The sequence below is a fragment of the Taylorella asinigenitalis ATCC 700933 genome (assembly GCF_000687755.1).
GTDB classification, from domain to species: Bacteria; Pseudomonadota; Gammaproteobacteria; order Burkholderiales; family Burkholderiaceae_B; genus Taylorella; species Taylorella asinigenitalis.
Window position 1 is genome coordinate 123556 of sequence record NZ_JHXN01000001.1, and the last position, 22376, is coordinate 145931.

The 22376-nt window shown below is 37.2% G+C and carries 21 protein-coding genes and 1 tRNA gene; 10 read left to right on the top strand and 12 right to left on the bottom strand.

Features of this window, described 5'->3' with window-relative positions:
* Positions 1–29: 29 nt before the first annotated feature.
* The 3 genes from T432_RS0100600 to T432_RS0100610 all read right to left on the bottom strand — a co-directional run bounded on the left by T432_RS0100600 (position 30) and on the right by T432_RS0100610 (position 4388).
* Complete coding sequence (locus tag T432_RS0100600) at positions 30–2639, bottom strand: TRAP transporter permease (RefSeq protein WP_028883741.1); 2610 nt, start codon at positions 2637–2639, stop codon at positions 30–32.
* 88 nt (positions 2640–2727) lie between these two features.
* A complete protein-coding gene (locus T432_RS0100605; RefSeq protein ID WP_014111488.1) occupies positions 2728–3708 on the bottom strand; it encodes a TAXI family TRAP transporter solute-binding subunit in 981 nt (326 codons plus the stop codon).
* Positions 3709–3791: 83 nt separating this feature from the next.
* Positions 3792–4388: a transglycosylase SLT domain-containing protein gene (locus T432_RS0100610; RefSeq protein ID WP_014111487.1), complete on the bottom strand. Its 597-nt coding sequence runs from the start codon at positions 4386–4388 to the stop codon at positions 3792–3794.
* A gap of 54 nt (positions 4389–4442) precedes the next feature.
* Here T432_RS0100610 and T432_RS0100615 point away from each other — a divergent pair, with 54 nt between their 5' ends.
* The 10 genes from T432_RS0100615 to abc-f all read left to right on the top strand — a co-directional run bounded on the left by T432_RS0100615 (position 4443) and on the right by abc-f (position 14019).
* Positions 4443–5606, top strand: coding sequence for an AI-2E family transporter (locus tag T432_RS0100615; protein ID WP_014111486.1), 1164 nt, complete (start codon positions 4443–4445; stop codon positions 5604–5606).
* 98 nt (positions 5607–5704) lie between these two features.
* Positions 5705–5789 (top strand) — tRNA-Leu (locus tag T432_RS0100620).
* A 218-nt stretch (positions 5790–6007) separates the two neighbouring features.
* Positions 6008–6892, top strand: coding sequence for a DUF3298 domain-containing protein (locus tag T432_RS0100625; RefSeq protein ID WP_028883743.1), 885 nt, complete (start codon positions 6008–6010; stop codon positions 6890–6892).
* Positions 6893–6894: 2 nt separating this feature from the next.
* The gene (locus tag T432_RS0100630) at positions 6895–7347 is read left to right on the top strand and encodes a hypothetical protein (RefSeq protein ID WP_028883744.1); all 453 of its coding nucleotides are present in this window, start codon (positions 6895–6897) and stop codon (positions 7345–7347) included.
* 10 nt (positions 7348–7357) lie between these two features.
* Complete coding sequence (locus tag T432_RS0100635) at positions 7358–8356, top strand: membrane protein (RefSeq protein WP_028883745.1); 999 nt, start codon at positions 7358–7360, stop codon at positions 8354–8356.
* A 16-nt stretch (positions 8357–8372) separates the two neighbouring features.
* Complete coding sequence (locus T432_RS0100640; RefSeq protein WP_015551040.1) at positions 8373–9146, top strand: acetoin reductase; 774 nt, start codon at positions 8373–8375, stop codon at positions 9144–9146.
* A gap of 94 nt (positions 9147–9240) precedes the next feature.
* Positions 9241–10056, top strand: a complete 816-nt coding sequence (dapD, locus tag T432_RS0100645) for a 2,3,4,5-tetrahydropyridine-2,6-dicarboxylate N-succinyltransferase (protein ID WP_028883746.1) — start codon at positions 9241–9243, stop codon at positions 10054–10056.
* A gap of 3 nt (positions 10057–10059) precedes the next feature.
* Complete coding sequence (gene dapE / locus T432_RS0100650; protein WP_028883747.1) at positions 10060–11205, top strand: succinyl-diaminopimelate desuccinylase; 1146 nt, start codon at positions 10060–10062, stop codon at positions 11203–11205.
* Positions 11205–12122, top strand: a complete 918-nt coding sequence (prmB, locus tag T432_RS0100655) for a 50S ribosomal protein L3 N(5)-glutamine methyltransferase (protein ID WP_028883748.1) — start codon at positions 11205–11207, stop codon at positions 12120–12122. The genes dapE and prmB overlap by 1 nt, the downstream gene beginning before the upstream one ends.
* Positions 12106–14019, top strand: a complete 1914-nt coding sequence (abc-f, locus tag T432_RS0100660) for a ribosomal protection-like ABC-F family protein (protein WP_028883749.1) — start codon at positions 12106–12108, stop codon at positions 14017–14019. The genes prmB and abc-f overlap by 17 nt, the downstream gene beginning before the upstream one ends.
* Here abc-f and T432_RS0100665 read toward each other — a convergent pair.
* The 9 genes from T432_RS0100665 to T432_RS0100705 form a co-directional block, all read right to left on the bottom strand.
* Positions 14008–14793, bottom strand: a complete 786-nt coding sequence (locus T432_RS0100665) for an ABC transporter ATP-binding protein (RefSeq protein ID WP_028883750.1) — start codon at positions 14791–14793, stop codon at positions 14008–14010. The genes abc-f and T432_RS0100665 overlap by 12 nt on opposite strands.
* Positions 14786–15715, bottom strand: a complete 930-nt coding sequence (locus T432_RS0100670; protein WP_028883751.1) for an ABC transporter permease — start codon at positions 15713–15715, stop codon at positions 14786–14788. The genes T432_RS0100665 and T432_RS0100670 overlap by 8 nt, the downstream gene beginning before the upstream one ends.
* A gap of 1 nt (position 15716) precedes the next feature.
* Positions 15717–16748: an ABC transporter substrate-binding protein gene (locus T432_RS0100675; protein ID WP_028883752.1), complete on the bottom strand. Its 1032-nt coding sequence runs from the start codon at positions 16746–16748 to the stop codon at positions 15717–15719.
* 69 nt (positions 16749–16817) lie between these two features.
* On the bottom strand, positions 16818–17624 hold the full coding sequence (truA, locus tag T432_RS0100680; protein WP_028883753.1) for a tRNA pseudouridine(38-40) synthase TruA: 807 nt from the start codon (positions 17622–17624) through the stop codon (positions 16818–16820).
* Entirely contained in the window at positions 17624–18745 is a 1122-nt protein-coding gene (asd, locus tag T432_RS0100685) for an aspartate-semialdehyde dehydrogenase (protein ID WP_028883754.1), read from the bottom strand. The genes truA and asd overlap by 1 nt, the downstream gene beginning before the upstream one ends.
* 8 nt (positions 18746–18753) lie before the next feature.
* Positions 18754–19842, bottom strand: a complete 1089-nt coding sequence (gene leuB, locus T432_RS0100690) for a 3-isopropylmalate dehydrogenase (RefSeq protein ID WP_028883755.1) — start codon at positions 19840–19842, stop codon at positions 18754–18756.
* A complete protein-coding gene (gene leuD, locus T432_RS0100695) occupies positions 19835–20482 on the bottom strand; it encodes a 3-isopropylmalate dehydratase small subunit (protein ID WP_028883756.1) in 648 nt (215 codons plus the stop codon). Before leuD ends, leuB begins: the two co-directional genes overlap by 8 nt.
* Positions 20483–20492: 10 nt before the next feature.
* A complete protein-coding gene (gene leuC, locus T432_RS0100700; RefSeq protein WP_028883757.1) occupies positions 20493–21914 on the bottom strand; it encodes a 3-isopropylmalate dehydratase large subunit in 1422 nt (473 codons plus the stop codon).
* Positions 21907–22338 (bottom strand): DUF2069 domain-containing protein, encoded by a 432-nt coding sequence (locus T432_RS0100705; RefSeq protein ID WP_049959884.1) that lies wholly within the window; start codon positions 22336–22338, stop codon positions 21907–21909. Before T432_RS0100705 ends, leuC begins: the two co-directional genes overlap by 8 nt.
* Positions 22339–22376 lie beyond the last annotated feature (38 nt).

The following is a 22376-nucleotide window of genomic DNA, read 5'->3' on the forward strand; positions in this document are numbered from 1 at the left end:
GGGGGTGAAATTAATATACCCCCTTAATTCTATTTTTTGCTTACTAAGACGCCCTGCTTACGACCTCTCCTACCTTGAATCCACCAAACCAATCCTATAAGTAAGAATGCTGGTATAAACATAATAGCGACATTAGGTCTATTTCTATTTGGAACCATAAGTTCAACTATATCCCACTGATTTTCCCAACGGGCCTTAGAAGCTTGGGAACCAAATTTAACTTGAGTTACTTGAACTTGATCTCCCAAAGGCATTAATGTTAAGCCTGCTCTGCGTAATTTCTCTTTACCGATTTGAACTTCATTTTTGCCTTCGGTGTTTTCTAAATCCTTAAGATTGACGGAGACAAGTTTTGTTAAATCATCTCCTTCAAGTGTCATGCCTTGAATTTTAGCTACAAATCGACCATTATCGGGTACTTGAGCTGCTACCTTATAAACATCAGCCAAGGGTTTCACTTCGTATTCTGGATACATTCTATTTAGATACCAATCAGGTCTAAACATCATAAATGCTGCAATTAATAAAATGAGAGATTCTAGTAAGGTACTCTTAACTCTAAAGAACAACATAGTTGAAGCTGCAAATATCATTGAAGCAACAATTGCACCAAATATGACAATCACTAAATTGAGAGTAGAATCAACCCCTATTAGTAGTAGCATAGGATTAAAAACAAATATAAATGGCAATATAGCTGTACGCATCGCATACACTACTCCCTGAACCCCTGTTTTAATAGGATCTTCACCCGAAATGGCGGCCGCAGCAAATGTAGCCAAACCCACTGGTGGGGTTATATCGGCCATAATCCCAAAATAAAACACAAAAAAGTGTACGGCAATTAATGGAATTATCAGATCATTTTGTGCACCTAGTTCTACCACTACAGGGGCCATCAATGTAGCCATTAGAATGTAGTTTGCTGTTGTGGGCATACCAAGGCCAAGAACCAGACATACAAATGCAGTAAAGAACAACATTATTAAGACATTTCCCATAGAAACAAGCTCTACAAATGCTGTCATTCGAAGTCCTAGACCAGTAAGAGTAATTGCACCTACAATAAGACCAGCCGTTCCGCAGGCGATGGCAATGCCTATCATATTTCTAGCACCCTCTTCTAATCCTTGAACAGTTTCTATATATCCTTTATTAATTGCACCAGAGAGGTTTTCTTTTCTAAATAAGGACATAAGAGGTCTTTGAGTTAGCATTAAAACAATTAAAGATATAACCGCATAGAAAGCTGAAAGGCCTGCTGAAAGCATTTCAATACTCAGACACCATACTAAAATAGCTATTGGAATTAGATAAAACAAACCTGCCCTAACAGTAGGCCAAGTTTCAGGCTTAACAGGGCTGGTAATATTAATATCATTTGGTAGGTCTTCGTATTTTGATGCTACAAAAACTAGGCCTAAATATAAAGCGAGTAATAAGCCAACTAAAATCCAAATAGCTGCATCACCAGCAATAGCTTGAACACCAGTACCTATGTAATAGAACGCCCCCATAACCGCAAGGGTACCAGATATACCAATAAGGTAGCTAATTAGCTTTTGAGAAAAAGTGCGATTCTGGTTAGCTGCCATCATAGGCTGTATTCCAAGCTTAAGTGCTTCAAGATGAACTATATAAAACAAGGAAATATAGGAAATAGTTGCGGGAAGGAATGCGTTTTTAATAATTTCTGTATATGGTACGCCGACATATTCAATCATAAGGAATGCAGCTGCACCCATAACTGGAGGCATAATTTGACCATTAACGGAAGATGAAGTTTCAATCGCACCTGCTCTTACGCCACCATAACCAGCCTTCTTCATTAGCGGTATAGTGAAAATTCCGCCAGTTACTACATTTGCTACTGAAGAAGCAGAAACGATTCCGTTTACTGCTGAAGATACTACGGCTACTTTTGCTGGACCACCTCTTAAATGACCTAACATCGCAAATGAGACTTGCATTAAATAGTTCCCTGCTCCACATTTATCTAATAATGAACCTAAGAGAACAAAAATGAAAATATATGATGTTGATACACCAAGTGCAACGCCGAAAACTCCTTCTGTTTCAAGCCACATATGAGCGACTAAACGATTAATAGATGCTCCTTTATGTGAGAGAACGTCAGGAAAATAAGGGCCTAAAAAAACATAGGTCAGCATAACTATACCGAGAATTGTCATAGGCCAACCTAAAGCTCGTCTAGTAATTTCTAAAAGAAGTAAAACACCTAGAGTTCCAGCAAAAATATCCAATGTAGTAGGTATTCCAGGTCTTGTAGAAAGTTCTTGATAGAAGAGATATAAATAAGCTCCACAGAATCCTGCTAATAAGGCTAGTATCCAATCATATGCTGGCATCTTATGGGAGTGACTTTTTCCTAGGGGATAAGCCAAAAAGCCTAAAAACATAGCAAAGCCTAAGTGAATTGATCTGGCTTCTGTGTCGTTAAAAATTCCGAAGTTAAATTCAAAAGGTAAGGGAGACGCAATCCATAATTGGAATAAGGTCCAAAGTAATGCACCAATGGCTAATACATGCCTTGCAGCACCTTCAACTTTTCTTCCACCACGGTCGACATCAGCGACCATTTTCTCCAATTCAGCTAATTTTTTTGCGTCCGTAACCATATAAGTCCTAATAATAATTATGAACAAACCGCCAAGACCTGTGTCTTTAGCGGTTTGATTGAAAAAAATTTGAAAAAAAGTTTAAAAATTATTTGATTAAACCGATTTCTTTATAGTATTTTTCAGCACCTGGGTGAAGTGGAGTAGTAACACCGTTTGTAATCATACCTTCTTTTGTAAGATTAGCTAAAGCTGGATGAAGTTTTTTGAAATCATCGAAGTTTTCAAATACTGCCTTAACGATTTTGTAAATTGTTTCTTCATCAGTTTTTGCTGAAGCCACTACAAGAGCGGTAACACCATAAGTATCTGTTGCTTCGTTTCCTGAATAAATACCAGCTGGAATTTGAACTTTTGCGTAGTAAGGGAATTTGGCAACGATTTTGTCTACTACTTCACCAGTAAGTGGCATTAGTTTAGCGCCACATGTGGTGATTGGATCTTGAATATTAGCTGATGGATGTCCAACACCGTAGATGAAGCCGTCAATCTTACCGTCACATAGAGCTGTGCCATGTTCGTCAGCTTTTAATTCAGATGCAACTGAGAAATATGATTTGTCAGTACCAAGTTCAGTTAAATACTGTTCCAAAGATGCACGGTTACCAGAACCTGGGTTTCCTATATTAAAACGTTTGCCTTTAAGGTCTTCAAAACCCTTAACCCCAGAATCTTTAGAAACTACGATAGTTAACGGTTCAGGATGCAGAGCAAATACCGTTCTTAAATCTTGATATGGACCAGCTTCTTTAAAGTTAGCCTCTCCTTTGTATGAGTTATAAGCTACGTCAGATTGAGCAAAGCCTAAATCCAACTCACCTGCTTTGATAGTGTTTACATTGAAAACAGAAGCTCCTGTAGATTCAACTGAGCAACGGATACCATGATCTTTGCGATCTTTATTAACGATACGGCAGATAGCTCCACCTGCAGCATAATAAACTCCAGTAACACCCCCAGTACCTATACTAACGAATTTCTGTTCAGCTGCTGAAGCTGGAGATACAGTAAATGCAGATAGTAACGCAGCAGTTCCTACAGCTAAGGATAATTTTTTAAGGATTTTCATAGTAACACCTATCTATGTAATTAAAAATTGCCTATATATATAACAAATATAGGTTACAGAATGAAATAGGAATATCCCTAAGATTATTCCCTACACAATAAATATTGGGAACCATAAAGTTCGGCCCTGGAAGCAACTTTATTAGCTATATTTTTTAACCATTCCTTATTTTCAAATGTGCCTCTTGAAAAGCCTCCCCACCCTTCATGATAATTCAGATATTGATTATATGTATCCCATCGTCCAACGGCATTTACTTTGTAAGTTTTAGCCATATACCAACCAATAAAATCTACAGCATCATGAAAAACATCTCGCTTTGCTCCACTATTCCCTGTTTCTCTAATATAGTCTCTCCAGACATCATCTTTTGCTTGAGGATAACCGTAGGCGTCGCTTGGCCTGCCTAAAGGAACAAAACCTAATGCCCATCTTTTAGCTGGTCTAGCATTGTGAATAAATTTAGATTCTTGATAAATGATAGCCATAACGATTTGCGGAGGTGCTTGCCATTTATCTTTTGCTTGAATTAAAGATTTTCGCCATTCGGGTTTCTCAGTTAGTATCGAACACATATCATTTGAATTGGATGGAGGATTAGTGCTAACAACATTTCTGGAGGCACATGCACTAATCACAAAAACAATAACAAATGATAAAAATTTGTAAAAATTTATCATCTCAGTTCTTATATTATTTGTATAATCAGATTATTTTATTCTTAAGGAAAGGTAATGCAAAGTAAAAACCGAGTATTTTATGGCTTTTATATGGGGTTCCTCCTTTTAGTGACCATAGGCTTTATTTATATTCTAAGTCCATATTTCTCGGCACTTTTTTGGGCAGTTATTTTTGCAGTTTTATTTAGGCCAATTTATTTAAAATTACTTAATAAAATGCCGAAAAGGAAAAACATATCAGCTCTACTTACATTGATATTAGCGATTCTTTTAGGAATAATTCCTATAAGTATCATTGCCACTTCTCTTACTACTCAAGCTGTTGATTTATATGAGCAGATAGAATCAGGGAAATTAAATATTGGTGAATATTTAGATTTGGTATATAACAATTTGCCATCACCTATTCATTCTTTCCTTGAGCGATTCCATATCACAAGTGAGTTCAGCTTCAAAGAGAAGCTTTTGCAACTATTTAATCAAGGCTCTAAATTTATGGCTACTGAGTTAGTGAACATATCTCAAAACACGTTCACTTTCATTATGGATTTGGGCATTATGCTTTATTTAATGTATTTCTTTATTAGAGACGGTGAATCCATAAAGGAATATATAAAAAGATTCATACCTTTAAGTGGCAATCACAAAATCAAACTTTTCAGTAAATTTTTGACTGTTGTGAGAGCAACTGTAAAAGGCAATATGCTTGTAGCTATAGCTCAAGGTGCGTTAGGAGGGATTATTTTTGCCATTCTTGGTATTCCATCACCTATTTTATGGGGTGTAATCATGGCATTCCTTTCTCTACTTCCTGCTATTGGTGCCGCTTTAGTTTGGTTACCAGTTGCTATTTATCTATTAGTATCAGGATCTACTATTGAAGGTATTATTATGATAGTTTGGGGCGTGGTGGTTATTGGTATGTCTGATAACCTACTTAGACCTATATTAGTAGGTAAAGATACTAGATTACCCGACTATTTAATCCTAATAACTACTATTGGGGGCTTGGCTGTTTTTGGATTAAATGGATTTGTAATTGGCCCATTGCTAGCCGCCTTATTTATCACCTTTTGGGGAGAGCTTCCAAACGCCGTGGGTTTGCTCGAAGAGGACGACGTTGCTGCTATTGAAAGTAACCATGAAGAATATATTGCTCTTTCAGAAACTCACCCTGAAGAGACAGTTGAAGCATTAGAGAAGAAAATGGAAAAATAGTTCGTGTTTTAAAACAACTTCACTGCAAATATTTATCAATTACCCTGTAATGTATTTGAAACTTTAATAATTGTGGTGTAGAATTATTTTCTTTATTAGCGAGCGTGGCGGAATTGGTAGACGCACTGGATTTAGGTTCCAGCGCCGAGAGGTGTGAGAGTTCGAGTCTCTCCGCTCGCACCATAAATATCTTTGAATGCTTGTGTTAAAGGCTTTTTTAGATACCTCTTTTTATATCTCTTATAGACCTCTTATACATCTATTAAACCATACATTACCCTAAAGCTGTTTCAAAGAATATAAAGAGTCCTTAAAGGACTCTTTTTTTGCTTTATTCAAAGATACAAACATATTTAATATAAGATTTGTAAAATTTAGTAAAAATAATTTTAGTAAATCCTATGTTCAGAAAATACAAAGGCATTGCCACCCTATTGCTATTGTTGTCACTATCTGCATGTGACGACATTAAACAAGCTTATAACCAAACCTTTCACCCCGAATCTGAGTCCCAAGTAAATTTAGAAGCTAAATATGCCGAAGCATTCGCTCGAGCTTCGGGACAAGCGATTCCAAACGAGGAAATTGAGCAAAATATATCTAAGGATGACCCTAGATATAAATCTCAGAAACCTAATCAGAGCGAAATCGATGAATTAGTAGCTCAAATCACTGAATTAAAGAACAAATACCCAATAGACAATAATTTTGATCACCAAAGATTAATCGAAAGAGTTAAATCTGCACCAAACCGAAATTATTTAGAACCCGTTTTAAAGGAAATTCAAAGAGAAATTAAAGCCCAGGAAAGTTCACCTTTAAATATGTCAGAAGCAGATTTAAAAAACATTCAAACAGATTTATTAAAAATGTTTGATGGGAAGACTCCTTTCGTATTAGATAACGATTATATTTATTTTTACTTCAATAGGATTCACTTAAGCTTAAACGACCCTGTAAATAAAGACTATGTTGACCGTTATAGTTATACTGATGGAGTCTGGACTAAAAATGAACCTGTTAAGTTATCTAAATATCATCTAGAAAGTCTAGCTAAAAGACGCATTCCCCTTACTGAAGTTGATTTTGCTGGATTAAGTAGATCAAGAGATTCTGCTTTAGTCAAAGCAAAAGAGGTAGAGGGTGGAAAACTTAGTGCCTCTACACGTGTGAAAGTCTACAAAGACAATTTTCAGGTATGGGAATGGGATATTGAAGGAGATCGTGGTGATTACGAATATAAAGTTAACCACGACGGTACAGGTGAAGTTTTTGATAGGCGTTAAACATGCAATACCCTATATATGAATATTTAATTTTCATCCTTAACTCTTATGTTTTTTTCGGCATTTCAGTTTTTGTCATTCTTCTAATAATTTTTTCTTTACTCTTTAGGCGTGCGGGATTTTATTTTGCTCTTATTACTACTGTTATACTTCTTGTAGCTAAAGCAATTCTTAGTCTCACAGAAATCAACCCAGTTCTAAACTTAACCAAAAAATACTTAATTCAAAATGGAGAAAGTTCTGTTGGGGTTTTCTATGAAATAAAATTCTCAGGTACAGTAATAAATGATGTGAGACTAGATGACTACTATATAATCTTTAAAACTAAAGACGGAAGGATAATAGATTCTAAAGTTCTAGAAACTGACTTGTCATATCAGCAAAGAAAACTATTTGTTAAACAGCCGTTGATATATCTAAGATTGGATCCGAATATATTTGTGTTAACTAATTAAGGGGATATTTATGTTTTTTTGGCGCTTATATATGGCGGTTTTTACTTTTATATTTCCCCTATTTTTTATTTATGCAGGTATTTGGAAAAGTTCAGCCCTGCACTCCACAATAGCTCTTGTAGTTGGAATTGTGTTGTGGCTATGGTTTATTTATAAAGAGTTTAAAAGAGTAATTCTCAACCCTATTAAAGTAAATGCTGAAATAAAAAATATTTATAACAATACGCATCATACAATTGGTAAGGTGCTTAAAGTTTTTGACATCACCAAAGGATCTAAAATAAATAAGGCTTACTTATTTTCTTTCCCTAATTTTATTGGTACTCAAGTTAACGCCTACATAGACGATAAAGAAGGAAAATATAACTTTTACGAAGGGCAAAACATATCGTTACTTTTAAATAAAAGTGATAATCCACATGTTCCTTTTATAATTGATGATAATAATAGGGATGTTCCCAGTGCCATTAATATTAAGGGATTCATTTATCTAATCTTTATCGCAACCTATGCATTAGGTTTCTTTTTAGTATGTTATTTTTATTATTCAGAAAAAGATGGCTGGAGATTTCTATCACTGTGGCATCCGTGGGTGTGGGCTCCATTAATAGGGATTCTAGGCACATTTGTATTTAGTTTAGTTGATAGAACTATAGCTCGAGGTAGTAATTCAATTAAATCAAACAAAATTGCTCTTTATGGAAAATCTGCAGATGGGGAAATAATCAATAGAGACCATACAGGGACAATTGTTATGAATGTTCCTTTGATGAAATTTGATGTTAAATTTAAAGATCAAAACGGAATAGAAAGACTTGTAACAATTAAAGAATTAGTTCCGTTTAACGACCTATATAAATTTGAGTTAGACAGGAGACCAGTACTTTATTTACCTGAAGATAGTACACAAGCTAAATTTATGCATATTGAAAAATACATGACCTCATATGCAAATAAAGAACCGAGTGCTGCTACTTTAAGCTATTTTGATTATATAACTAGTGATTAATTTATAGGAGAAACGTATGAATAAGAAAGTTGCTGTCGTTACAGGATCTGCGGTAGGATTGGGCAATGGCATTGCCACTCAGTTAGCAAAAGACGGATTTAAAGTTGTTTTGCATGATATTAATGAAGAGAATCTAAATAAGGCAAAAGCAGAATTTGATTCTCAAGGATTTGAATCCATAGCGGTTGTAGGAGATGTATCTAAGCGAGATGATCAATTCAGATTAGTAGATGAAGCTGTTAAAGCGTTTGGTCGCATCGACGTTTTCGTAAACAATGCTGGGGTTGAATCCGTGGAAGCATTCTTAGAGATTAAAGAAGAAGAGATTGATCGCGTATTTAATATAAATGTAAAAGGCGTTGTATTTGGCACTCAAGCGGCTGCAGAACAAATGAAAAAACAAGATGGCATAGGAAAAATTATTAATGCTTGCTCAATTGCAGGACATGAATCTTATGAAATGTTAAGCACCTATTGCGCCTCTAAATATGCAGTAAGATCTTTTACTCAATCTACTGCAAAAGAACTAGCTCAATACAATATTCGAGTAAATGCATATTGCCCTGGCGTAGCTGACACTCCAATGTGGGAGCGAATTGACCAAGCATTTGTAAAACATAAAGGATATGAACCTAAACAAGCGTGGAATGAGTTCACAGCTCCAATTTTGGCTGGCCGTCCTCAAGTACCACAGGATGTTGCGAATTTGGTTTCCTTTTTAGCATCTGAAAAATCAGATTACATAACAGGGCAAGCAATCCTAACTGACGGCGGAATGGTATTTAGATAATTCTAAGTAAATCCACCAAATCCCCCTTTGTACTTTAGTTCATAGGGGGAATTTTTGTTCATATATAATAGTTTAATTTTACATATCTCATCTCATGTCACCTCAAATAAAAGATTTAATAAACGAAGCTTGGGAAAATAAAAGCGAAATCAATCCAAATAATTCAGATCTTATTGAAGTTGTTGAAACTGTTCTCGATGGTTTAGACAATGGCATTATTCGTGTAGCAGAGAAAACAGGTTCAGAATGGCATGTAAATCAGTGGGTTAAAAAAGCTGTTTTGCTTTCATTTAGACTTCGCGACAATAAAGTGATGAACGAAGTTCCATTACAGTTCTACGATAAAGTACCTCTAAAATTTGAACATTTCACATCTGAAGATTTTAAGAAGGCAGGATTTAGAGTGGTTCCGCCTGCTGTAGCTCGACGTGGTTCATTTATAGATAAAAACGTAGTGCTTATGCCCTCTTACGTAAATATTGGTTCTTACATAGGGGAAGGAACTATGGTCGATACTTGGGCAACTGTAGGGTCTTGTGCTCAAATCGGAAAAAATGTTCACTTATCTGGTGGCGTTGGGATTGGTGGCGTATTAGAGCCATTGCAAGCAAACCCCACAATAATTGAAGATAACTGTTTTATAGGTGCTCGATCTGAGATAGTAGAAGGTGTAATAGTTGAAGAGAATTCCGTATTAGCAATGGGAGTTTATCTGTCACAAAGTACAAAAATCTACAACAGAGAAACAGGCGAGATATCTTATGGACGAATTCCATCTGGATCCGTTGTAGTTCCAGGTAGCCTTCCTAGCAAAGACGGCACACATAGCTTAGCTTGTGCTGTAATAGTTAAAAGAGTGGATGAAAAAACTCGCTCTAAAACAAGTATTAACGATTTACTAAGAGATTAAATTATGGATAACAAAAACATTTCCACACTTGAGTTATTGAAAGAGTTAATTTCACGTGAATCGATATCGCCAAATGATGCTGGATGTCAGGATGTACTTGTAGAGCTACTCTCTGAGCACGGTTTCGTACCTGAGTTTATGCAATTTGGAGATGTTCGCAATCTTTGGATTCGTCGTGGAAGTCATGCTCCGTTAGTAGTATTTGCAGGTCATACAGACGTGGTTCCTCCAGGACCGTCTGATTTGTGGGACTCTCCTCCTTTTGAACCTACCATACGGGATAACAAACTATATGGTCGTGGAGCTGCAGATATGAAAGGTGGAGTCGCAGCCAGTGCCATTGCCTGCCTTGAATTTGTAAAAGCTAATCCAAATCACAAAGGCTCTATAGCCTTGTTGATTACTTCGGATGAAGAAAGTGTTGCAATTGATGGTACCGTTCGCGTTTGTGAGGAGCTTGAAAATCGCGGCGATGCAATTGATTACTGTATTGTTGCTGAACCCTCATGTGCAGAGCGTTTAGGTGACACTATTAAAATTGGTCGTAGAGGTTCTTTAGGTGCTACTTTAGCAGTTAAGGGTAAGCAAGGACATGTTGCCTACCCCCATAAAGTTAGAAACCCAATTCATTTATCTGCTCCAGCTATAGCTGAATTATGTGCTACTGAATGGGATAAAGGTAATAAATTCTTTCCACCTACCTCTTTTCAAATTTCTAACTATCGTGCAGGAACTGGCGCGGCGAACGTAGTGCCTGGATTAGCTCAGATAGAATTTAATTTTAGATTTTGCACTGAGAGCTCGCCTGAATCTCTCGAGACTCGTGTTGAAGATATTCTAAAAAAATATAATCTTGACTATGAGATTGAATGGATTCTTGGAGGCGAGCCATTTTTGACTGAAGCTGAGGATCTTACTAATGCGATGGTCGACTCTATCAAAGAAGTCACTGGAGTTGATGCTGAGTTAAGCACGACTGGAGGCACATCTGATGGACGTTTTATCGCTAAGATGAATCCCAAACCTAAAATTCTTGAATTTGGTGTAATAAATGCAAGCATTCATCAAATCAATGAACATGTGGATATTAATGACTTAGAGAAAAGCAAAGATATATACGTTAAAGTTTTAGAAAAACTTCTTGCATAATGACAAGCCTAAATCTCGACTCTTCCCACTTGAAGGATCTTACTAGTATTAGAGATCTCGTTAGACTTTGTGTCACCAAATTCGTAGAACACGATATTTTCCTTGGGCACGGAAATGATAACCCTACTGATGAAGCAATTCATCTGGTATTTGCAGCATTAAATCTTAATCCCACAGATATCGATTTATTCCTCGATGCTAAAGTACTAGAATCTGAGAAGCAAAAAATTTTCGAATATCTTCAAAAGCGAGTGTCGGAGCGAATACCATTGCCATATATTACGGGGTTTGCGTGGCTTCAGGGTGTGAGATTTGAAGTTTCTCCCGATGTCCTTATCCCCCGCTCTTTTATCGCAGAGCTAATTGCGAGCGATCTTCTTGAGCAGCAAATTATCGAAGAGGAGCCGCTACATATTCTTGATATGTGCACAGGTTCGGGGTGTTTGGGGATATTGGCAGCTATGGCTTTTCCAGAGGCATTTGTTGATTGTGTGGATATATCGAGCAGTGCCGTGGACATTGCCAAAAGAAATGCTAAATATCATCGCATCCAAAATATAGAAATTTTCGAGAGTGATTTGTTTGCCTTTGCCCCTAAGTATAAATACGATTTGGTTCTATGTAATCCACCCTATGTTAACGACGATTCTATACAAAGACTTCCTATCGAATATCGTTCAGAACCCGCTCTAGCTCTAGCTGGTGGTCTAGATGGCATGGATATCGTTAGAAGATTTCTGAGTGAGGCACGTAATTATTTAAGTGCTGATGGCTCTATTATTCTTGAAATTGGCAATGAATACGTTAACTTCATCCGTGCGTTTCCAGATTTAAACCATGTGTGCTTAGAGACTCAAACTACCGTGGATAATGTCGTTCTCATCAATAGTCGCGACCTAAATGATTCAAGCCTCTAATTTAAGTTTAAGACGCTCAACTAAGCTTTTACTTGAAAATACATCCTTCACTATTAATCCTAAAGAGCGCGTTGGAATTCTTGGGAGAAATGGAGCTGGAAAGTCGAGTTTGTTTGCCCTTTTGCTTGGGCAGATTGATCAGGATAGCGGGGACATTGCCATCCCAAAAAATTGGCGTATAGCTCACGTAAAGCAAGATATTTTAGTCGGAAAGCAGTCAGCCACGGAATTTGTAATTGACGGTGATGTGCATCTTCGCTCTCTTCAAGCTCAACTTAAGGCTACGGACCCAAATGATGGTGTGCGTCTATCCGAATTAGAGCTTGCTTTAGACGAAGCGGGTCAATATACGGCTCAGTCTCGGGCTGAGCAATTATTGGCAGGGCTTGGGTTTCATCAAAGCGAGTGGACCAAGGCTATTGAAGAATTCTCAGGCGGCTGGCAGATGCGATTGGCATTGGCACGTGCACTTATGATGCCCTCTGATTTACTTTTGTTAGATGAGCCAACAAACCATCTCGACTTAGATGCGATGCTCTGGCTTGAGCAATGGATTAAATCATATGATGGCACAGTGATTGCTATTTCCCACGATATAGATTTTCTCAATTCAATCGCACAGGTAATTCTTAGCTTTGAAAATGGGAAATTAATCAGATATCGCGGTAATTATGACCAATATGTAGTTCAGAGAGCAGAAAAGCAAAAGCAACTTGCTTCAGCAATTGAGCGTCAAAAAAGGGAAAGCGAGAAACTGCAAAGCTTTATCGATCGCTTTAAAGCGAAGGCTACAAAAGCTAAACAAGCACAAAGCCGAGTAAAAGCGCTCGCCCGCATGCAAAAATTAGCTCCACTTCAGGTAGAAGGAGCGGTTCACATAACATTGCCAAACAATACTAACATGCCCGACCCTCTTCTTATTCTTGAAAATGCTAGTGCAGGATATGGAGAAACTTGTGTGCTGCATGATATAAATCTAATGCTTCGCGGGGGCGATAGAATTGGGATTCTCGGTGCTAATGGTGCGGGCAAGTCCACATTGGTGAAATCTCTTGTTGAGGAGTTGCCTCTGTTAGGCGGAAAACTCACTTCATCGAAGGGCGTGAAGATTGGCTATTTTGCACAGCATCAGCTTGATATGCTTGATGATAGTGCTTCTCCCCTATTACATATGCAGCGGATTGCTGGTGCGAGTGTGAGCGAGCAAGTGTTGCGGAATTATTTGGGGCAGTTTGCGTTTAGTGGGGATATGGTAAACGAGAGCATTGTCAACTTTTCTGGAGGCGAACGGGCTCGCTTGGCTTTGGCTTTAGTAGTATGGCAAAAGCCGAATCTGCTGGTGCTGGATGAGCCGAGCAATCACTTAGATATTGCTACGAGAGAGGCTTTGGCTGCGGCTTTGGCTGAATTTGAGGGCAGTATGCTATTGGTATCGCATGATCGTCAATTGCTTAAAACATCGGTCGATAAATTTTGGATTGTTTTTGATGGCAATGTTTCCGAGTTCGACGGCGATCTGAGCGATTACGCAATTTGGCTACAAGATAAATCTCAATCGATTTCAAAAGAGAGTTCGTCGACAGCCTCAGCTGAAGTTGATAAAAAAACTCAAAAACGTCTTGAAGCAGAGGAGCGTCAAAGAAAATCGAGGCTTAAAAAGCCGCTTGAATCTAAGGCTGCTGAACTCGAAGCTTGTATATCCTCATTACAAGCGGAAATCGCTAAATACGATCAATTGATTGCTAGCGAGAGTTTTTATGAAGAATCAAATCGGACTCTTAGAATTAAAACTTTGGAAGACCATGCGTCAGCCACAAAAAAATTAGAAGAGTCCGAAAATAAGTGGATTGAAATATTAGGCCAATTAGAAGAAATCGAAAAAGGGCTAATTTCCTAGTTCTATCGATATATCTGCAAATAAGCCAACTATGTCATCTAGATGAAGACGTTTTTTATCCTCTCCACTTTTATCTAATACGTTTTTTCCCTGATGCATCATAATTATGCGATCACCGTATGCAATCGCATATCTGAGATTATGAGTAACCATAAGAACAGAGCAATTCATTGTATCAACCAATTCTTGGGTAAGTTCCATAATCCTATCGGATGATTTAGGGTCCAATGCTGCTGTGTGCTCATCAAGTAAAACTAAACTAGCTTCAGTTAGTGAAGTCATAAACAATGCTAGTGCTTGTCTTTGGCCTCCTGATAGATTACCTGTTTTTTGGTCTAAGTAATTTTCCAAACCCATGTTTAATTTTTTAAGGGATTCTGCAAAATAAGCTCTATCATTAGAATTAAAGCCAAGCCCCAAGCCGTAAAATTTTCCTTTATTTGCGGCTAAAGCTAAATTTTCTAAAACAGTCAAATTACCTGCAGTACCCATAGATGGATTTTGAAAAACTCGCCCCATGGTCTTATATCTTGAAGATTCAGAAATCTTACTAGTATCTCCCCTATCTGCGATTATGATTTTTCCAGAGTCGGGTTTTAATGAGCCAGATATTAGATTCAATAAGGTAGATTTACCAGATCCATTTGAGCCAATTATTGATATGAACTCCCCTCTTTTAGTGCTCAAATTAAAGTCGTTAAAAACTCTAACTTCATCAGGAGTACCTTTATGAAAGCTTTTATTTAAATTCTTAATCTCAAGAAAGTTAGACATCTTCTAATCTCCCTTTAGTACGAGAATTAATCTTTATACTTTTCATAAGCGGAATACGTACTTGATCGCTCATTAATATCAACAAAAATAACAATGCTCTAACCATATTTAGAAGGAAAGCAGGAGTACCTAAATTAATTGCTAGTGCCACTAAAGCTTTGTACACAATTGAGCCTAATATAACTTGCGTTGTTACTTTTAAAAATCTGATATTTGAAAAAATAACTAACCCAATTATGCATGAAGCTAAACCAGTGACCATAGCCCCAGTACCCATACTTATTTCAAAATAACCTTGTTGCTGCGATAAAACAGCACCAGATAATGCCACTAATGCATTAGCTAGGGAGAGCCCAATAATACGCATTGAACCAGGCTTAACAGCTAGTGATTTAACTATTTGTTCATTATCCCCTGTTGCCCTAAGCAATAGACCTGCTTTGGTTCTAAAGTAATAATCTAATGCGAATTTAATAATCAAAACGATAATACCAACAACAGTAAGGATGAGCACGCTTCTATTGCCATCGAAAATAGATAAATTAGAAAGTGCACCCTTAAAAATTGTAGTCTTATCGAATATAGATTGATTTGCTCTTCCCACAACTAATAAATTCACTGAGTAGAGCAAGGTCATAGTAATTATGCCCGCAAACAGTGCATTGATACGCAATTTTTCATGCAAGAACCCTGTAAATGCACCTGCAATAGCTCCCGCAAAAGTAGCTAAAACAAGAGCTGTCCAAGGATCAAGGCCTGACATAAGTGCCCAAGTTGATACAGCAGCACCAAATGGAAAACTACCATCTACAGATAAATCAGGAAAATTTAAGACCTTAAAACTTATGTAGATACCTAATGCAAGCAAAGAGTAGATTAAACCTTGCTCAAATATGTCAGAAAAAATTGCTAAATACTGCATTTTATTTTGCTAAGTCCTTAGCGTGTTTGTAGCTTTCAGGAAGAGTTAATCCTAATTCGCTAAGAGTTTTTGAGTTATAAAATGGGCTTGATTCTGAAATCTCAGGAATTGGAAGTTCTTCAGCTTTTTTTCCTTCAATGATAGAAGCTGCCATCTTACCTGTAGTTTTTCCAAGAGCAACATAATCTAGCCCTTCAGCCGCAACTAAACCTAAAGTAACTTGCTCTTGCTCAGATCCGAAGTAAGGAATTTTTGCTTCTTTTGCCTTTTCAATAATAACCTGCATATTTTGAACAACCATGTTATCGGTCAAATTTGTCAATGCATCCACTTTTGAAATCAAAGCCTGAGCAGCCAATGGCACGTCCCCTGCGTTTGTAATTGCTTGAGTCACAATTTCAAATCCATATTCAGGTGCTAATGATTCATAGATTTTGATTGAAGCTAAAGAATTATCCTCTGCAGTATTGTACATAATACCTATCTTTTTAGCTTCAGGTAAAAATGCCCTAATCATCGCAAGCTGTTGTTTAATTGGAAGACGATCATTTGTTCCTGTAACACCTTCCTTATTTGATCCATCCTCATTTTGAAGCTTCGCTAAAATAGGGTCAGTCACAGCATTGAAAATAACTGGAATATTACTTTTACGACCTTCGTTATATGCTGCTTGAGCAGCTGGAGTGGCAATGCCCACGATCAGATCAGCCTTATTGCTTGCAAAATTTTGAACAATTTGGTTTGTAAGTCCAGTATCTGCTTGTGCTACTTGATAGTCAATTTCAATGTTTTTACCGTCTTCATATCCAGCTTCTTTTAGGCCCAAAAGGAAGCCATCATGACAGTTTTTCAATGACGCATGTTCAGCAAATTGCACTACACCAATTTTAAATTTTTTCGCTGGTGCTTCAGTATTTGTTGAAGATGACTCTGATGATGTTGATGTGTCGGATTTCTCTCCGCATGCCACGATAGCACTTGTAGCTATCAATGCCATTAGTAAATTCGTGACTCTTTTATTTAATATATTCATTTTTATTAATCCCTAAAATTTAATAATAAGAGTGAATTTTTATTCTAATCAATTTTTTTAATATGTCTACTAAATTGAATAAATGATGCTTTGAAATGGATGATTAGGGTCAAAATTCTGTGGTATATCGTACTTATCAGGATAATCTACGCATGCAAAATATAAACCATCTGGCATAAAAGTTGGTGCAGAAAACTTTCTGTCTTTAGCATCGATTAATTCACTTATATATTCCGCCTTAAAACGGCCCATGCCCACATACAACAAAGCTCCGATAATATTTCGAACCATATGATGCAGAAAGCCATTTGCTCGAAGTGTAAAAATCAGAAATGGTCCCTTTGCTTCAAGCTTAAGCGTGTCTAGGGAACGAATAGGACTTGAGGCTTGGCATTGAGATGACCTAAAGCTTGAAAAATCGTGCGTACCAATAAAACTTTGGGTGGCAATGTTCATGCCTTCAATATCAAGATTATGAAAATCCCAACCCGCCCTACCGCTCCAAATAGGCGACATAACCCTCTCATTTCTTAATAAATAAACATAGGTTCTGTGCGTAGCTGAAAAACGTGCACTAAACTCATCTGGTACTTCTCGAGCCCATCTTACTCTAATTGAATCTGGTAAATGAGCGTTTACTCCTCTAACCCAGGACTCCAGTTCTCTTGATACTTCTGTATCAAAATGCACAACTTGTCCAATAGCATGAACTCCAGTATCGGTTCTACCTGCACAAATTGTATTTACTTTATGATTTGTAAATTTAAAGAGAGCTGCTTCAAGAAAATCTTGAATAGTTAAACCATTTGGTTGAGTTTGCCAACCTTGATAATCCCGTCCATCATAGGAGATTCCTAAAGCAACTCTAGAAGACATTACGAGTTTTTAAAGTCTAGAATAATATTTAGCATGCGTCGAAGTGGTTCGGCCGCCCCCCAAAGTAATTGGTCTCCAACTGTAAATGCCGATATATATGTAGGTCCCATATTTAATTTTCTAATACGTCCCACAGGAATATCTAATGTGCCTGACACAGCTACTGGTGTTAGTTTTTGAATTGTTTCCTCTTTATTATTAGGAATAAACTTAGACCATTCAGTTGAATTAGAAATAATAGATTCAATATCCTCAATAGGAATATCTTTGTTAAGCTTGATCGTGAGGGCTTGGCTATGTGATCTCATAGCCCCAATTCTTACACATAAACCATCAATAGGAATAATCGCATCTCCAGAGCGACCTAAGATTTTATTAGTCTCAACTTGAGCCTTCCACTCTTCACGAGACTGACCATTTTCTAATTGTGTATCAATATATGGAATTAGATTTCCAGCTAATGGAACGGAAAACTGTGTAGTATCTAAGCCACCTCTTTGTTTAGTTAAAACTTGCTTATCGATTTCTAAAATTGCAGATGCTGGATCATCAAGCAAATTTTTTACTTCAGAATTAAGATCTCCAAATTGAGTGAGCAATTCTCTCATATGCTTAGCACCTCCTCCAGAAGCGGCTTGATAAGTCATTGAGGTCATCCACTCCACCAAGCCTTCTTTAAATAGGCCTGCCAATCCCATAAGCATACAACTAACAGTGCAATTACCGCCAGTAAATAACTTACCTCCATTATGTAGGGCTTTATCAATTACATCACGATTAACGGGGTCCAAAACAATAACGGAACTATCATCCATCCTAAGTGCACTAGCTGCATCAATCCAGTATCCATTCCATCCATTATTACAAAGTTTTGGATAAATCTCTTTTGTGTAATCCCCACCCTGACATGTCAGAATCACAGGTAATTTTGATAATGCGTCGATAGATTTGGCATCTTCAAGAGGACCAGCATTAGACCAACTTGGAGCATCTCCACCTGGGTTGCTTGTAGAAAAAAATACTGGATTTATCCTATCAAAATCACCCTCATCTCTCATCCTTTGCATAAGGACAGAGCCAACCATACCACGATAACCAATAATTCCTACGTCTAATTTCATATTGTTCCTTATTGTTTTGTAAGTTGATTAATTACAGCATCACCCATTTCAGAAGTGCTTACACGTTTTAGATTATTTGAATCACTCAATATATCTACAGTCCTATATCCCTCAGCTATGACCCCAGCAACAGCACTCTCTATTCTTTTTGCTTGTTCCTCCAAGCCAAAGCTATATCTAAGCATAAGAGCTGCTGACAATATAGTGGCTAAAGGATTGGCCACATTTTTCCCAGCAATATCAGGAGCTGACCCATGACTTGGTTCATATAGACCTTGAGAACTAGCATTTAAAGATGCCGATGGCAACATTCCAATCGATCCAGTGAGCATAGAGGCTTCATCTGAAAGAATATCTCCAAATAAATTTCCTGTAAGAATAACATCGAACTCCTTAGGTGCCCTAACTAATTGCATAGCCGCATTATCGATATACATATGCGAAAGTGAAACATCTGGATATTCTATGGCTACTTCAATAACAATATCTCTCCATAACTGAGATGTTTCTAGTACATTTGCTTTATCTACAGAGCATAATTTTTTGTTTCTTAGTTTAGCTGTTTTAAAAGCAATATGAGCGATTCGTCTTATCTCACCCTCGCGATAGCACATAGTGTCAAAGCCTTCACGCTCACCAGCAAACTCACCTTCAGGAATTTCTCTTAACCCTCTAGGTTTTCCGAAATATACATCTCCAGTTAGCTCACGAATAATTAATATATCTAGCCCAGAAACGATCTCAGGTTTAAGAGTTGAGGCATCTGACAACTCAGGAAATAAGAAAGCTGGTCTGAGATTTGCAAAGAGACCAAGGTTTTTTCTAAGCCCAAGAATCGCTTGTTCAGGCCGAAATTCCCTCTCTAAAGAATCATATTTCCAGTCTCCAACAGCACCAAATAAAACTGCTTTAGAGCGTTTTGCAAGATCTAAAGTTTGTTTTGGAAGAGGATATCCAGAATTATCATAAGCTGCACCGCCTACAGGCTGCTCCTCAAAAACCAAATCTAAATCCAAACTTTTAAGTACCCGAACAGCTTGAGTAACAATCTCAGGGCCAATTCCATCCCCTGGCAATACAGCTACTAAATTATCCATGCATACCCCTTAGCCAAGAATGCTCAGTTAAGCGATTTTGTTCAAATGATTTAATATTTTCAGTTTTGTTTAGAGTGATTCCAATATCATCTAGGCCATTCAATAGACAATATTTTCTGAATTCATCTATTTCAAAATTAATTTCACTACCATTAGGCTTAATGATTTTTTGGTTTTCTAAATCAACGGTCAATGTATACCCTAATTGCTCAGAAACTTCCTTAAATAATTCATCAACAATATTCGCATCCAATTTTATTAGTAACAAACCATTTTTAAAACTATTGTTATGAAAAATATCAGCAAAAGTAGAGCCGATAATTACTCTAAACCCATTTTGCAACAAAGCCCAGGGTGCATGTTCGCGAGAGGAGCCACATCCAAAATTGCTTTTTACTAAAAGAATGCTTGCATCCTTATATCTTGGAAAATTCAAAACAAAATCAGGGTTTAGTGGTCTTGAAGAATTGTCCATTCCTGGTTCGCCGTGATCTAAATATCTTAGTTCATCAAATGCATTAGGACCAAACCCAGTCCTTGAGATTGATTTAAGAAACTGTTTTGGAATAATTAAATCGGTATCAACATTTTCCCTATCCAAAGGAACAACTAGACCTTTATGTTTAGTAAACACTTGCATATCTCACTCCTTAGATTTGAGAGTTTAGATTTTTATAATCACGGATATCCACGAAATGTCCAGCAATTGCTGCAGCCGCAGCCATAGCAGGGCTTACGAGATGAGTGCGCCCTCCATGCCCCTGACGTCCCTCGAAATTCCTATTTGAGGTAGATGCACAGCGTTCTTGAGGAGATAATCTATCGTTATTCATAGCAAGACACATAGAGCATCCTGGCGATCTCCATTCAAAGCCAGCATCAGTAAAAACTTTATCTAGTCCCTCTTTTTCCGCTTGTTCTTTCACAAGACCAGAGCCTGGCACGACCATAGCTAATTTAATATTGCTGGCAATGCGTTTGCCTTTTACTACCTCTGCTGCACTTCGAATATCTTCTATTCGACTATTCGTACAGGACCCAATAAAGACTTTATCAATAAAAATATCAGTTATTTTTTGATTCGGCTCTAAGCCCATATATTCCAAAGCTCTGGCAATGCCCTGTGATTTTGTTAAATCAGATTCAGCCGACGGATTTGGAACTCGATCCCCTACTCCGAGTACCATTTCAGGAGAAGTACCCCATGTCACTTGAGGTACTACCTTAGTAGCATCTATTTTGATAACTTTATCAAAATGAGCACCTTCATCTGAATTAAGTGTTTTCCAATATTCAACGGCCATATCCCATTCCGCTCCCTTAGGGGCAAATGGTTTGTTTTTAAAATAATCAATCGTTTTATCGTCTACAGCCACTAAACCTGATCTAGCTCCCGCTTCAATGGCCATATTGCAAATCGTTAATCTAGACTCAATAGATAAATCGCTTATGGTAGAACCTGCAAATTCAATAGCATATCCTGTACCACCTGCTGTACCAATTTGACCAATAATATATAAAATCAAATCCTTTGATGTACAGCCATCTGGAAGCTTACCATCAACACGAATAAGCATATTTTTATCTTTAGTTTTAATCAAAGTCTGAGTGGATAATACATGTTCAACTTCAGAAGTACCAATTCCAAATGCCAATGCCCCAATCGCCCCGTGAGTACTAGTATGCGAATCACCACAAACGACTGTCATTCCTGGTAATGTAGCTCCCTGCTCAGGTCCAACCACATGAACAATACCGTTTCTTATATCATTTACGTCGAAAAAAGTAATATCAAAGGCTTCGCAATTTTTTCTAAGTGTATCCACTTGTAATTTGGCAATGGGCTCGTCTATCCCCATTTTTATATTTTTTGTAGGTATGTTATGGTCCACTACCGCAAGATTTGCCTCAATTCTCCAAGGCTTACGATTATTTAATCTCAAGCCCTCGAAAGCTTGCGGGCTAGTCACTTCGTGCAGAAGCTGTCTATCAATATAAATAAGAGAGGTACCATCATCAGAATTACTCACTACGTGAGCATCCCATAATTTATCGTATAAAGTTTTATTCATTTGTACTCCTTATTTTTTTCTTATGAGCTTTGAACGCTTGCTTAGCTGGTCTTAAATATATAAGAGAAAATATGAAAATTCCCGTAGCTAATAAAAATTCTATCAAACCGAGAAATTTAGATGTTTCTGTAGTATCCGACATCATTCTGACAATGCCTTCCATTACATATAAAAGAATTACTAAGGATAGCCATTGCAATAAATAAATATCCCCTTTATATGTGCCATACAGCAAAAAAAACAGTGGCATAATTTTTAAAACATATAAGCTGCCGCCTGGTAACAATGGATCTAACCACAACTCCCACAGAACGTTTAAGAGAATAAGTGCTGATAAAAGTATGAATATTATTTTCTTTGTTAATTTGTTCTGAGGGTTATTCACTAAATTAAAATGGCTTAAAGTCAAAATGTAATTTTCCATTTTAATCTAAATTATTCCTAAGATTGTTATACTTACAC